The organism is Candidatus Enterococcus murrayae (assembly GCF_017315985.1).
GTDB lineage: Bacteria > Bacillota > Bacilli > Lactobacillales > Enterococcaceae > Enterococcus_A > Enterococcus_A murrayae.
The window spans coordinates 190,689-202,980 of record NZ_JAFLVR010000020.1 but is presented as its reverse complement, the minus strand read 5'-3'; the positions used below and the strand labels follow the sequence as shown (position 1 = coordinate 202,980).

The window sequence follows — 12,292 nt, the reverse complement described above, 5'->3', positions numbered from 1 at the left end:
GAGACGAAATAAAGTTACTAATGGAGGATATTATGAAAAATAAGTTTTTTACGTCGTTCGGGGCTGTTATAGCTATGCTATTTGTTTTCTTTGTTGCCAATTCTACAACAACGTTGGCTGCTGAGAGTCCTTTTCAATACGAATCAACGAACGCGGGTAATTTCATAAGTAATGGAGTCGCAAATGGAGATACGTACAATTACGGCTACACTAACACAAATCAACTACCGGTAGATTCTGAGGGGTTTGTAAATTATCAGGATCAGGCCTATGTTAGAAAGACAGTCAAATCCAATCCGAAAAAGCAAGGATTGTTCGATGTGACCCTAGATATTAAAGGAAATGAGATTCCTCACCCACCGCTAGATATTGTACTAGTTATTGACTACTCTTCTTCTATGCAGGGGGAGAAATTGACCAACACATTAAGAGGACTGCAGGAGTTCGGCGCAGAATTAGGGGATTCCTTATCAAACGGAGTTGCTCAAATCGGGATTGTCGCCTACAACAGAAATGTGTATTCTACAAACGGCTTGACAAATGACATGAATCAGCTGCAAAACTTTTTGACTAACACCGCTGAAAGCCATACGGGTACTTTTATACAAAAGGGCTTGATCGCAGGTCAAGAGCTTTTATTGAATCAAGGCAGACCAGGGGCTGAGAAAATCCTGATTCACGTTGGAGATGGCAGCGCAAATCGCAGCTACCTTCCTGTGGATAATGCAGCTACCTACCCAAATACTGGTCAAATTACGGATTACAATGGTTTCCACACAGCTGCTTATAATAAAGAGTTTCAGACGGACTCGCCACAATTTAATACTAGTGATACGATTTCTGACGTCAATGGGAACAAGGTCGATAAAACCGTTGTTACTGATGCCACTCTCGGAACAATCGTTGCTTTAAAGGAAAAAGGCATCATCACTTATTCCATCGGTACTGCCCCCACTCCTAGAGGGGAATATATTGCACGAAATATCGCGGACAAAGAGAGTCACTATAGTCCTATAGACGAAAATCTTCTAGGATTAGGGGATGCGTTAAAAAATATTATCAACTCGGCAACGAAAACTATCCCAAAGGGCACTGTAACTGACCCAATGGGTGAAAATATTTTGCTGCAAGGCAGTGGAAATTTTTCTGAAGCAAACTACAGGAAAGCTGGTTGGAAAAAGGATTCTAGCGGAAACTGGCTGCCAGCCGATGAGTTAGTGAGAAATTTAGAAGTCACTGAGCAAAATCAAGTCATCACTGTTTCGAACTTTGCCTTAGGTGTAAACGAACGTATTACCGTGACGTATCAAATTCGATTAAATACCGAGGCAAATGATTTTAAAGGTGAATTCTGGTATTTGTGTAACCAGCGAACGACCTTGGACCCGGCAAGTGATGGCTCATCGCTGCTAGATTTTCCGATTCCATCAATCAAAGCACCCAAAGTCGACCTTAGCCTAGAAAAGCAATGGAAAAATGCACCAGCATCAATGATTCCTGACAAAATAGACTACCAAGTGATTAGAACACCGTTAGCCAACCCAAGTTCATGGGCAGCGTCGGATACTCTTTCACTAACAAAAGAGAAAAATTTCAAGGCGACTGTTTCAACTGTACCTGTACAAGGAGTTAACAATGATCTGCCCTTGTATAACAACGCTGGAGATACAATCATTTATAATGTCAATGAAGTAAATATCCCTGCAGATTTTGAATTTTCAATAAATAAAGAAAACAATCACTTTACTATGATTAATACGTATAAGGAAACAGAACCAAGTACCACGGAGCCAAGCACCACAGAACCAAGTACCACTCAAAGCTCGACAACAGAGAGTACCGCTCCGGCAGCTACTACGGAAGAACCAAAAACAAGCGAGTCTTCCAGGAAAGCGGCAATCATTAAAACGACCAGCGCCTCTAACAAGCGCTATCCTAAAACCAATGACGACCGAAGCAGCATTATCTGGGTTCTGCTGGGAACTAGCCTATTCGGAGCTGCTATCTACTTATTAAAGAAAATAAATTAGTACCAGTTAACATTCTTAAAGTCTTTTCGAAAAAAACTTAACAAAATGAAAGCTAAACAATCTATTTACTTTCAATTATGAAAGTTTAAGATCGTTTGGCTTTTTGTTTTGTTCCTTCTATTTTCTAAGCTAATGGTTCACATATTCCTTTAGCCATAAAAGCAGCTGTTGGGCAACTTGTTGATTCTGATCATTGATCTCGGATTTGCCATCCCCTTTTTGTGGACCATAAGATCCGAAGCCGGCGTGATTTCCGCCACTGATTTCTTGATAATCGGTAGACTTAGGTAAGTCCTGCTTGGCCTTTTTATAAGCGTCATGATTTAAGACGCGATCATTTTCCGCAGTCAAGGACAATACAGGGATGTTTTTATCTGCTAAGGTTCCTTTTGTATCTGGATAACTAGCCAAGAAAAAGACGCCCTCCAGATGATTGGTATGCCCTTTTGCAAAGCGGCTGGCCATGACGCCGCCTAAAGAATGGCCGCCTACTATATAGTCGCGCTTGGGGTGTTCAGAAAGAACTTTTTCCCCGCGGTTAGGTGCTAAAACGGCTAAATCCAGAGGCATTTTCAGGATATAAACGGGATATCCTGCTTTGGCTAAGGTTTGGGCCCAAGGGCTATAGCTTTCGGGTTCAACAAGTGCGCCCGGATAAAAAATGATCATAGGCTTTGTTTGATCCTTGCCAGAGAAATACAGCCAATCCCCGCTGTCCTCTGCATTTTTTGCGGTTTGCAATGCATTATTGGTTGGAGAATAGCTTTGCGTTTTTAAATACGCTATGCCACCACCTAATACGAGGGCTAATCCGATAACAAGGATCAGAAGGAGCTTTTTCCATTTTTTCACTTTGATCGTTCCTTTCTTTCGTTGCTATCATATCATTTTCCCATAATGCTCAACAAACTTTAGGCTACACCCACTTGGAAAATGTGTTTAAAAATGCAAGTGAAAGACGGAAATTTCCGGCGGTACGCCCAATCGCGCGTGAATGGCTGTTGTGCCCAGCCCGGTATTCACGTATAGCTTGGTATGATCCTTCATTTCATAGAGTCCGCGAGTATATTTTTTTGCTAAAACATTTTTTACTTCATAAAACGGCAGGCGGACCTGCCCGCCATGACTGTGGCCGGCCAATACTAATTGTGTATTGGTGCCCACAAATCCCTCCGCTACATCTGGTTCATGAGTAAGTAAAATGGAATAATCGTATCTTTGGCGGTAGCTCAAGGTTTCCTCGATCGAAGGAGCACCTAGTAGAGAATCATCCAACCCTCCAATGAAGACTTCTTTGCCATTTGCAAGAGTCAATGTTTCACCAGCATTTTTTAATACTTCAAAATTCGCTGCATTCATGACCTGCTGATAGACTCTAGCTGCTCCGCCGCCATAATCATGATTTCCCCAAACCGCGTATTTCCCAATCGTTGCTTTCATTTGCTTAAGCTTCTCAATGATTTCCGGTTCGTGATTGTATTGTGCGTAATTATCAAAAAGATCGCCTGTAAATACAATGATATCCGGTTTTTCTTTATTGACTTTACGAATGACCTTATCCAACCGTTTCGTTGAATAGCTTTCAGATACTTGAATGTCTGAAAGCTGAAGGACTTTTAATTCCTTGGGCATTGATTTATTGCCTAACTGCAGCCGGTGAACCACTGCTAAGTTGGGTTCGATTTTGAAGGCATAAATAGGAATGCAGACTAAAATTAAAACTAGTCCGATGAAAATTTTTTTAAACATAAGCTGACCTGCCTTTTCGTTTATTCGTTCTATTGCAGTGATAGAATCGCCAGTGCACTACCCGATAGAAGCAGTGCAAATACTAGGATTCCAATAATCACTCTTCGTTTTGCTTGATTCGTCATCCGATCCTCTCCCCTGAGCAAAGCATAGAAAACAATTATGCAAAACTTGTGCAAAAGAAAAACCAGCACAACTTAATGGACTGGTTTTTGCTTGATAGGAAGGATAACGGTCGCGATAAAACGATGATCTTTCTGCTGAAGTGACAATTCTCCACCGATTCGCTGGAGTGTTTGTTCCACGATCGAAAGGCCTAAGCCGGTACCTGACAGGTGATTATTTCGTGATTCCTCCCCTACTACAAACGGTTTGGTCAGCTGTGCGATCTGCTTAGGGGATATTTCTGCAGACAAATTCTCAAAAATCAGCAAATAATGATCGTGTTTCTTTTTACCGCTAATGCTCATTTGTTTATTCAGGCTGTATTTGATGCCGTTTGTTAATAGATTGATCAGTATGACCTTCAGCAATGCCTCATTTGTATCAAGCTGACAGGGTTCTACCTCAAGCGCAATATTGAATTTTTGATCAATGAGCTGCTGCTGAACCACTTCTTTTTCGATTATCTCGCTGATTGCCACCGGCTCTAACTGGATTGCTTCCTTTAACTGTTGACTATAGTGCAGCAGATTGGCGACTAATTCGTTCATATTGATGAGCTGCTGATCAAGATCGTCTAAGAAGCTGGAATTCTCTAACGCCATTTTTTCGCCGTCAACGAGCAGCTGCATAACGGATAAGGGAGTTTTTAGCTCATGGGCCAAATTAGACGAGAAGGCCTTTAATTGATCATTGCGCTCAAGCATCTCCATTTCATGTTCTTGAAGCGACCGCTTCATTTGATTGATCGATTGACTTAGATTCCCCAGCTCATTTTCAACCGTGATATCGGAGTCGGCAAAATTCAATTGGGAGATGTTTCGAGTCGTTTGTTCTAAACGGCGAATCGGTTCGATGATCTGCCGCCGGACTAAGAGAACAATCAAGCCAAACAGCAGCACCAAAAAGACACTCGTCGCCGCGATTAAAATCGGGAATATTGTTTGGATCGCCGCCTGAAAATCTGGAATACTCGTCCCTATTAAGTAGAATTTGTTGTCTTGAGCAAAGAAAATAGTATAGAAATCATTTCGTTGCCGCGTCTGATTGTATAGTCGTTGAACCGCCTGTCCTTTTTTAACAGCGGCGGTAGTTGTCTGATCAATCCAAAAGCGATTCAGCGAGATCCCGGCTTGGCTCAAGCGGAAGGTCATATCGCTGGTCAGCTCCTCATTTGAAATAGCGGGCTTGTTCTCGATTGCGATGACTACCAGCTCGTCGTCTACTTGTTCTTTTTTCCCGGTTTGTATCAATTTTTGCGCTTCCTTGACCGGCTGCTCCATTTTCCAATAATAATAGGTTGGAAAGCCCCAGCGATAAAAAATCGTAACAAGTGACAGAATCAAAATAAAGATGATCGCGATACGCTGGATAAATGCGCGAGTCAGACTATTTTTTCGGTAATTCAAAGCGGTAGCCTGTTCCATAAACAGTTTGGATAAGTTCTTTCCCTACCTTTTCTCGTAAAATACGAATAAAACTGTCGACGGTCCTTTCATCATTTTCATGATCCATTCCCCAAACGGATAAAAGAATCTGTTCACGTGTTAAAGGCAGACCTTGATTCTGATACAGATAATACAGCATGTCATACTCCCTGTTGGTCAGACTCAGCGCCACATCATTTAACAATGCACGCTTCTCATTTGGGATAAAAATCAGCGGCTGCTTGATATCTTGCTGAATCACTCCTAACAATTTCGCTGCCCGCGTTAAAAGGACTTGGGCATGAAACGGCTTCGCTAAATAGTCATCGACACCTGTCATTAATGCTCGTACCTCATCTTCTGGCAGATTTTTGGCCGTCAGCATCAAGATTTTGATATTGCGCTCGCTTTTCATTCTTTTAGCGGCCTCCAGCCCTGTCATTTTTGGCATCATCCAGTCCAAAATCGCCAAGTCAAAGGTCTCTGCGTAAAATTTCTCCATGGCAGCTTCGCCATCACTGGCTTCTACCACTGTATAGCCTTCCTTTTCGAAAAATTTCCTCAATAGCTCACGCATTTTATCTTCGTCTTCACATAGTAAAATCTTCACTTTGGATTATTCCCTTCTAAAACCGTGCGATCCGTTGATTTTTTCGGCAATGATCGCAGACAGATGTAACAATAGCTCGAACGCCTTCCTGTTTCAATCTTTTCGAAAGCCAGACAGCTCAATCTTATAAATTCCCTAAAAATTGATAGCTAAATAAATTGAAGCCAGATTGTTAATGATTTCTTCCTTAGTAATTGATAGACTGAATAGAAAAAGGACTTGGAGGATTTATTTTTGGAAAAGGAAAAAAAGATCTTGCCAATCGATTTTTTGTGGTTGGCTCTTTATGCATTTGCGGGGTTTAGTTTGGAATTGATTCTTGGAATGGTAACAAATGGTTTAAGCTTGGCAGTGAACGCTGCGCTGACTGCCATTTTATGGTCAGGTGTTTCGCTTTTTCTGATCTATTATGCAAAGAAACGCTTCGATTTCGATGTTTTCAGTACGTCTCACTCACCAGATAAGAAAAAGCTAGTGGCGATTCTTGTTCTTGTAGCGGCTGTGATCCTTGTTATTACAATCGGTTTTGGCGGCTTCAAGCCCCTCGTTGAGTTTAATGGCGAATTGAATCGAAGCGTGAGTGCCCTTGTTTTTCGATCGATGTATTACTTAGCTGAATGCAGCTTGATCGTATTAGTAATCGCTTTTGGTCAAAAATTCTGCGAAGCGCAGTTTCAGTTGTCTCCCCACTTTCCTAGCGGCGGCCTGCTGCTGGCCATCACTTGGGGACTGATTCATTTTCTATTACAGGGCTTCAGCGGCGGGGTCTACACCCTCTTTTTCTCGCTAGTTGCCGGAGTCCTCTATCTTTTATGTGAAAAAGATCTACGCTGGACGTATCTTTTTGTCGCTGTCGCGTTTATTCTTTAATCAAAGTTCAAATATATTTGGAGGTGCATTTGTGGTTAGTATTGTTTTGGCTCTGCGTTTTTTACTTGAAGTAGGAACTGTCGGTGGTCTTTTTAGCGGTTTATTCATAAAAAAGCAAGTGTATCTAAAAGTTCTTTTTGTGGTCTTGGCCCTGCTGATTACACTAGTATGGGCAAGGTATGGAGCACCCAAGTCACCCACTGTTCTGACTGGACGAAATAAATTATTTTTAGAGCTGGGCGTATATTCGATCGGCTCGATCGGGTTCTTTTTACTGTTTGGAAATAAAGTAGGAACCATCTATTTTCTGATTGCCAGTCTGGATTTATGGCTGATGTATCAATTAAACCTGCAGGGACATTAGTGTCTCTGTTTTTTTGTCCTTTTCTGTTTAAAATTTTCATGAGATTTTCGTTGGCATTCGTTAATAATTGGGATATAATTCTACTATTAAGGACCTTTTTATAAAGGCTTTGAAAAAAAGAAAAAGGAGTTGTTTCTCTTGAAAATATTTGAAGGATCTGGTGTTGCTTTGGTTACCCCTATGAAAGCTGATGGTGCCGTTGATTACAAGAAACTAGAGGAACTGGTCGAATGGCAAATCAGCGAGGGTACAGATGCAATCATCGCTTGCGGAACGACTGGTGAAGCGTCTACCCTAGCGAATGATGAACACATCGCTGTGATTGAAGCCGTCGTCAACAAGGCAAACGGACGAATCCCAGTTATCGCAGGAACCGGTGTGAATGACACGCAACACGCGATCGAATTATCGACAGGCGCGGAAAAAGTTGGTGCCGATGCCCTATTGATCGTGACTCCATATTATAATAAAGCTTCTGATGAAGGCTTGTTTTTACATTATCAAAAAATCGCTCAAAGTGTGAAATTACCGATTATTTTATATTCTGTAGCCTCTCGTACCAATATGAACATCGCACCGGAAATGGTGAAACGCTTGGCTGAAATCCCGAATGTGGTAGCTATCAAAGAAGCCAGCGGAAACATCTCCCAGATTGCGGAGATTGCACGTATCATGCCGGATGATTTTGCTATCTACTCTGGCAATGATGATCAAGTCTTGCCGATCATGGCTCTTGGAGGAAAAGGATCGATTTCGACGATCGCCAATATTGCCCCTCGTCAAACTCATGAGCTGACTAAAGCCCTATTGGATGGCAATTTCCCATTGGCTAAAGAGCTTCAATTGGCACAGCTGCCATTGATCCATGCGATTTTCTGTGAAGTCAATCCTATCCCTGTAAAAACCGGTGTTGGATTATTAGGAAAAATCGAACCAAACTTCCGTCTGCCTCTTTCAGCAGCTAAAGCAGAAACGGTTGAAGGTCTGAGAAAAGAAATGACAGCATATGGGCTGGAGGTCGTTAAATAAATGATCGATATTATTTTGAGCGGCGCCAATGGCCGAATGGGACAAGTCCTGCAAACAATGATCGCTCAGCAGCCTGAGATGCAGGTCGTGGCTGGTATTGATCGTGAAGACTTCGAAGCAGACTTCCCTACTTATCAGACGATTGCGGACTGCCAGGTGAAGGCTGATGTCATCATTGATTTTTCTCACTATTCTGCTGTACCGGCAGTGCTGGATTATGCGGCAGCCAAAAAAATCCCAGTGGTCGTGGCTACCACGGGTCTGACGGATGAAGTGAAGGAGCAATTGACGAAAACCGCTGAGCAAACCGCTGTTTTCTTCTCTGCCAACATGTCATTAGGAATCAATTTATTGGCAAAAGCCATTCGCGAGATCACTCCCGTCTTAGAAGAAGAGTTCAATATTGAAATCGTTGAAAAGCACCACAATCAGAAAAAGGATTCCCCTAGCGGTACGGCTCTTTTATTAGCCGATGCAGTCAACGACGCGGTTGAGGAAAAGAAAACCTATATTTATGGGCGTCATGGCAATGATCTAGAAAATCCCTTATCCGAACTTGGCATCCATGCCGTTCGCGGCGGAACGATCCCTGGCGAGCATACGGTAATCTATGCCGGACCTGACGAGGTGATTGAGTTGAATCATTTAGCTTTATCGCGTAATATTTTTGCTAGCGGTGCGGTAAAAGCCGCTAAGTATGTCAGCGATAAAACGGCTGGCTTATACGATATGGAAAAGCTGATTGACGAGAGCTGAGTTTTAACGAAGTAAAAAGAATACTGGGGGAATTTGATGACGTTAACCGATCCTTATGAGATAGCAAAATATATTAAAAACGCTGAAAAAATGACACCGGTCAAGGCCTATGTTCAAGGCGATCTGTCAGGAGTCACCAAGGAAAAAGTTCAATTTTTTGGACAAGAGAAAACCTGGATCTTAATTGGTGACAGCCAGGCTGTCCAAGAAGTATTAAAGGAGCAGCAGGCAGCGATCAGCGAAGTGCATGTTGAAAATGATCGCAGAAATTCAGCGATTCCGATGCTGGATATTTCAACGGTCAATGCTCGGATAGAGCCAGGTGCATTGATTCGTGACCGTGTAGAAATTGGCGACAAAGCAGTCATCATGATGGGCGCGATCATTAATATCGGTGCTTCCATCGGCGAAAGTACGATGATCGACATGGGTGCCATCTTAGGTGCACGGGCGACGGTTGGAAAACATGCGCATATCGGTGCAGGTGCAGTGTTAGCGGGTGTTCTTGAGCCGCCTAGCGCGTCACCAGTCGTTGTGGAGGACAATGTTTTAGTCGGAGCCAATGCGGTCGTTTTAGAAGGCGTTCATATTGGAAAAGATGCGGTTGTCGCAGCAGGTGCAGTTGTTACTAAGGACGTACCTGCCGGCGCCGTTGTCGCAGGAACCCCTGCTAGAGTGATAAAAATGAAAGACGAGATCGATCCGGAGAAGACAGCATTTTTGGATGATTTGCGTTAAACCCAGAATCCCTATCAGACTGATAGGGATTTTTTTGGCGCTTTCCAGAAGGAAAACTGCTTTGCATATTGTAAGGAAAAAAGCTGTTAAGCGGACATTATTCATCATTTTAGTAGAAAATTTGCTTTTTTTAAATCAAATAACATCTTTTACCTTATTTCTACTGCACTTTTTGCGAAGTATGCTATAATACTATCGATTAGAACAATTCCTAAAAGAAAGCGACTGAATGATACTCGTGAACTTAAAAAGCATTAAAAAATCAATTAAAATTCGTAACAAACAAATCAGCAAGACCTTTGCTCAAGTGGAGGAAACACTGGCTAATCATATCCATAGTGATGTGAAAATCTATTTTGACAAGGCGAATCCTCACCAGCTCCATCTAGAGGAAAAAACGCCTGAAGGAAAAACACGTCATATTCAAAGCACAGAGCAGGATCACTCATTCAAAGAATTAGTTGATGCGCATATTCAAAAACCACACACAAACACACTGAATCAATTGACCAACAGCATCTACAACCTGTGGTCAGAAAGCTTCAAATCAGAAACCGCTGTGGTCAAGGAAGATACGGATAAAGCAGCTGAACTGGCACAGGATATCTTAGCTGATGTTGTCAAAGAACCAGCCGGCGCTGGTGTGACTGCCGAACAAGCGGAAGCCTTGAATCAATCCTTGAAGACGAAATCAAACTATTCTGCTGAATGGTCGGATACAGAAAAAGCAATCGAGGTATTCTACAATCCGCCTAAAAAAGACCGTCAATTATTAGCTACGGTTTCAGCGGATCAAACAATTACCTATACTGACGCTCTAGCTACAAAACGCGTTATGAAAAAAGAGCTGCCAGACATGATCGCAGCAGTCTTAGCCTAAAACAAATCCCTGCCTTCGAAATTGAGGGCAGGGATTTTTCTGTTTTAAAACGAAAGCCGAACGAATATGTGCCTCTTTCCTACTTTTTCATTTTTTCCCAGTACTCAATCCCATTTGAAACAGCAACCAAATGAAAGCCTTCTTTGATCAAAGCGACACGCCGCTTGTCTTCATTCGAGCCCAAATCAAAATGCCGTTCGCTGCCCTCCTTGCTGTAAACCATTACATAGGGAGCCTCATTGTCCATAACAGCCAGATTATATTCCACAACTGTGTCCTCCTTCCCGTTAATTTCTGCTTATCCTTATTGTATAGGAGCGACAAGAAAAGCAATTTCCAAAAATTTAATTGATTTACAAAAAAAAGAACTTGTCCTTAACACTAGACAAGTTCTTCTCACATTATTTCAGCACCCCGTAGAAAAAAAGCTGCACAGCCTTTTCCAAGTCTTCTTTGGCTGTTTCCTTTGGTGAGTCCAGATACGAAGAAATCAAGACAAATAATTGTCCCACCGCAAAATCAGCATCCACCGACGCTCTGATTTTGGCTTCCGCTTCGAAGGCTTCAAGAAAAGGCTTCTTATAGGAATCCTGCCAAAGCGTAAATAATTTTTTCGCCGTTTCTGGCTTCAGCGTGTGCTGGATGTCATGCATCATCATAAACAGGCTGAATGGATGTCTTTTCTGAAGATACAGGGCCATCTCCATGATTTTCTCCTCAAAGCTCGTCTCTTTTGCGGCCCAGCCTCGCAGATTCTCACCGACCTCGTTTGCTAAGCGCTGCATTACTTGATAATAAATAGTTTCTTTGTTTTTAAAATGATAGTAGATATTTGGTTGAGTAATCCCAAGGATCTTTGCGATTTGCCGAGTAGATGTGTCATTATATCCCTGCTTCATAAAAAGTTCTTCGGCAACATCTAAAATCTCTTCATACATCGAATCGCCTCATTTTTCTTTGGTACAACCATTATACGCTATCTGCTTAACTTTCGTCCTTAGAAACGGATTTTTCTTTTAGTTTTCCATCTTTCATTTCTAAAATTCGGTCACAAAATTTTACTAGCCGGGTGTCATGAGTCACCATGATCGTGGCTTTATTCTTTTCTTTCGTCTCTTTGGCTAGAATTTTGACGACCTCATATGCCTTTTCAGAGTCTAGACTGGCCGTTGGCTCATCTGCCAAAATAATCGTTGGATCATGGTATAAGGCCCGTGCGATAGCCACCCGCTGACGTTCTCCGCCAGAAAGCTCTTCAGGGTATTTATTTTCTAGGCTGGCGATGCCCAGCTGCTGGAATAATTTTTCCGCGACCTCTGAATTGTCATTTTTGCTGACCCTGTCGACTAGTTTCAATTGCTTTTTGACGGTTAAAAATGGAACTAGATTAGATGCCTGCAAAATAAAACCGATTTCTTTGAAGCGTAATTTTGCCCGCTCCTTTTCCTTCTTCTCACTAAAATCCTCATCATTAATCAAAACCTCGCCTGAAGAAGGTGATTGCAGTCCTCCCGCGATTGTCAAAAAGGTGCTTTTACCTGAACCCGATGGTCCGATGATCGCAACAAACTCCCCTTTTTCTACGGAGAAGTTCGTTTCTTTTAAGGCTTCGATCGTTGAATCGCCGTCTTTGAAATTTTTCTCTACTTGCTTAAATTCAATGGCACTCATGTTTTT

General features: G+C 42.2%; 14 protein-coding genes. 7 read left to right on the top strand and 7 right to left on the bottom strand.

Annotated features, from left to right (window positions below; translation table 11 throughout):
* The first annotated feature begins 32 nt into the window (after nucleotides 1-32).
* Nucleotides 33-2,030 carry a VWA domain-containing protein gene (locus JZO85_RS09200; protein ID WP_207108216.1) on the top strand — a complete coding sequence of 666 codons (1,998 nt, stop codon included), beginning with the start codon at nucleotides 33-35 and terminating at the stop codon, nucleotides 2,028-2,030.
* 129 nt (nucleotides 2,031-2,159) lie between these two features.
* On the opposite strand, the gene JZO85_RS09195 is transcribed toward JZO85_RS09200, so the two are convergent.
* The 4 genes from JZO85_RS09195 to JZO85_RS23430 form a co-directional block, all read right to left on the bottom strand.
* On the bottom strand, nucleotides 2,160-2,882 hold the full coding sequence (locus JZO85_RS09195; protein WP_207108215.1) for an alpha/beta hydrolase: 723 nt from the start codon (nucleotides 2,880-2,882) through the stop codon (nucleotides 2,160-2,162).
* Between the two features lie 87 nt (nucleotides 2,883-2,969).
* Nucleotides 2,970-3,779 (bottom strand): metallophosphoesterase, encoded by an 810-nt coding sequence (locus JZO85_RS09190; protein WP_207108214.1) that lies wholly within the window; start codon nucleotides 3,777-3,779, stop codon nucleotides 2,970-2,972.
* 197 nt (nucleotides 3,780-3,976) lie between these two features.
* The gene (locus JZO85_RS09185; RefSeq protein WP_242550286.1) at nucleotides 3,977-5,350 is read right to left on the bottom strand and encodes a sensor histidine kinase; all 1,374 of its coding nucleotides are present in this window, start codon (nucleotides 5,348-5,350) and stop codon (nucleotides 3,977-3,979) included.
* A complete protein-coding gene (locus tag JZO85_RS23430; RefSeq protein ID WP_207108212.1) occupies nucleotides 5,331-5,978 on the bottom strand; it encodes a response regulator in 648 nt (215 codons plus the stop codon). The genes JZO85_RS09185 and JZO85_RS23430 overlap by 20 nt, the downstream gene beginning before the upstream one ends.
* Nucleotides 5,979-6,212: 234 nt before the next feature.
* Between JZO85_RS23430 and JZO85_RS09175 the strand changes: the two genes are divergently transcribed.
* From JZO85_RS09175 to JZO85_RS09150, 6 genes are all read left to right on the top strand, one after another.
* Nucleotides 6,213-6,848, top strand: a complete 636-nt coding sequence (locus JZO85_RS09175; protein WP_207108211.1) for a hypothetical protein — start codon at nucleotides 6,213-6,215, stop codon at nucleotides 6,846-6,848.
* Nucleotides 6,849-6,879: 31 nt separating this feature from the next.
* Entirely contained in the window at nucleotides 6,880-7,212 is a 333-nt protein-coding gene (locus tag JZO85_RS09170) for a DUF2568 domain-containing protein (RefSeq protein ID WP_207108210.1), read from the top strand.
* A 138-nt stretch (nucleotides 7,213-7,350) separates the two neighbouring features.
* On the top strand, nucleotides 7,351-8,241 hold the full coding sequence (gene dapA, locus JZO85_RS09165; RefSeq protein ID WP_207108209.1) for a 4-hydroxy-tetrahydrodipicolinate synthase: 891 nt from the start codon (nucleotides 7,351-7,353) through the stop codon (nucleotides 8,239-8,241).
* On the top strand, nucleotides 8,242-8,997 hold the full coding sequence (gene dapB / locus JZO85_RS09160; protein ID WP_207108208.1) for a 4-hydroxy-tetrahydrodipicolinate reductase: 756 nt from the start codon (nucleotides 8,242-8,244) through the stop codon (nucleotides 8,995-8,997).
* A 36-nt stretch (nucleotides 8,998-9,033) separates the two neighbouring features.
* Complete coding sequence (dapD, locus tag JZO85_RS09155; protein WP_207108207.1) at nucleotides 9,034-9,735, top strand: 2,3,4,5-tetrahydropyridine-2,6-dicarboxylate N-acetyltransferase; 702 nt, start codon at nucleotides 9,034-9,036, stop codon at nucleotides 9,733-9,735.
* 229 nt (nucleotides 9,736-9,964) lie between these two features.
* Entirely contained in the window at nucleotides 9,965-10,615 is a 651-nt protein-coding gene (locus JZO85_RS09150; protein ID WP_242550284.1) for a hypothetical protein, read from the top strand.
* A 79-nt stretch (nucleotides 10,616-10,694) separates the two neighbouring features.
* Here JZO85_RS09150 and JZO85_RS09145 read toward each other — a convergent pair whose 3' ends face one another.
* The 3 genes from JZO85_RS09145 to JZO85_RS09135 form a co-directional block, all read right to left on the bottom strand.
* On the bottom strand, nucleotides 10,695-10,883 hold the full coding sequence (locus JZO85_RS09145; RefSeq protein ID WP_207108205.1) for a hypothetical protein: 189 nt from the start codon (nucleotides 10,881-10,883) through the stop codon (nucleotides 10,695-10,697).
* A gap of 133 nt (nucleotides 10,884-11,016) precedes the next feature.
* On the bottom strand, nucleotides 11,017-11,553 hold the full coding sequence (locus tag JZO85_RS09140; protein ID WP_207108204.1) for a TetR/AcrR family transcriptional regulator: 537 nt from the start codon (nucleotides 11,551-11,553) through the stop codon (nucleotides 11,017-11,019).
* A 46-nt stretch (nucleotides 11,554-11,599) separates the two neighbouring features.
* Nucleotides 11,600-12,286: an ABC transporter ATP-binding protein gene (locus JZO85_RS09135; protein WP_207108203.1), complete on the bottom strand. Its 687-nt coding sequence runs from the start codon at nucleotides 12,284-12,286 to the stop codon at nucleotides 11,600-11,602.
* Nucleotides 12,287-12,292 lie beyond the last annotated feature (6 nt).

Coding starts and splice junctions, on each gene's coding strand:
- JZO85_RS09200 (WP_207108216.1), top strand. CDS start 33: ATGAAAAATAAGTTTTTTACGTCGTTCGGGGCTGTTATAGCTATGCTA.
- JZO85_RS09190 (WP_207108214.1), bottom strand. CDS start 3,779: ATGTTTAAAAAAATTTTCATCGGACTAGTTTTAATTTTAGTCTGCATT.
- dapB (WP_207108208.1), top strand. CDS start 8,242: ATGATCGATATTATTTTGAGCGGCGCCAATGGCCGAATGGGACAAGTC.
- dapD (WP_207108207.1), top strand. CDS start 9,034: ATGACGTTAACCGATCCTTATGAGATAGCAAAATATATTAAAAACGCT.
- JZO85_RS09150 (WP_242550284.1), top strand. CDS start 9,965: ATGATACTCGTGAACTTAAAAAGCATTAAAAAATCAATTAAAATTCGT.
- JZO85_RS09140 (WP_207108204.1), bottom strand. CDS start 11,553: ATGTATGAAGAGATTTTAGATGTTGCCGAAGAACTTTTTATGAAGCAG.
- JZO85_RS09135 (WP_207108203.1), bottom strand. CDS start 12,286: ATGAGTGCCATTGAATTTAAGCAAGTAGAGAAAAATTTCAAAGACGGC.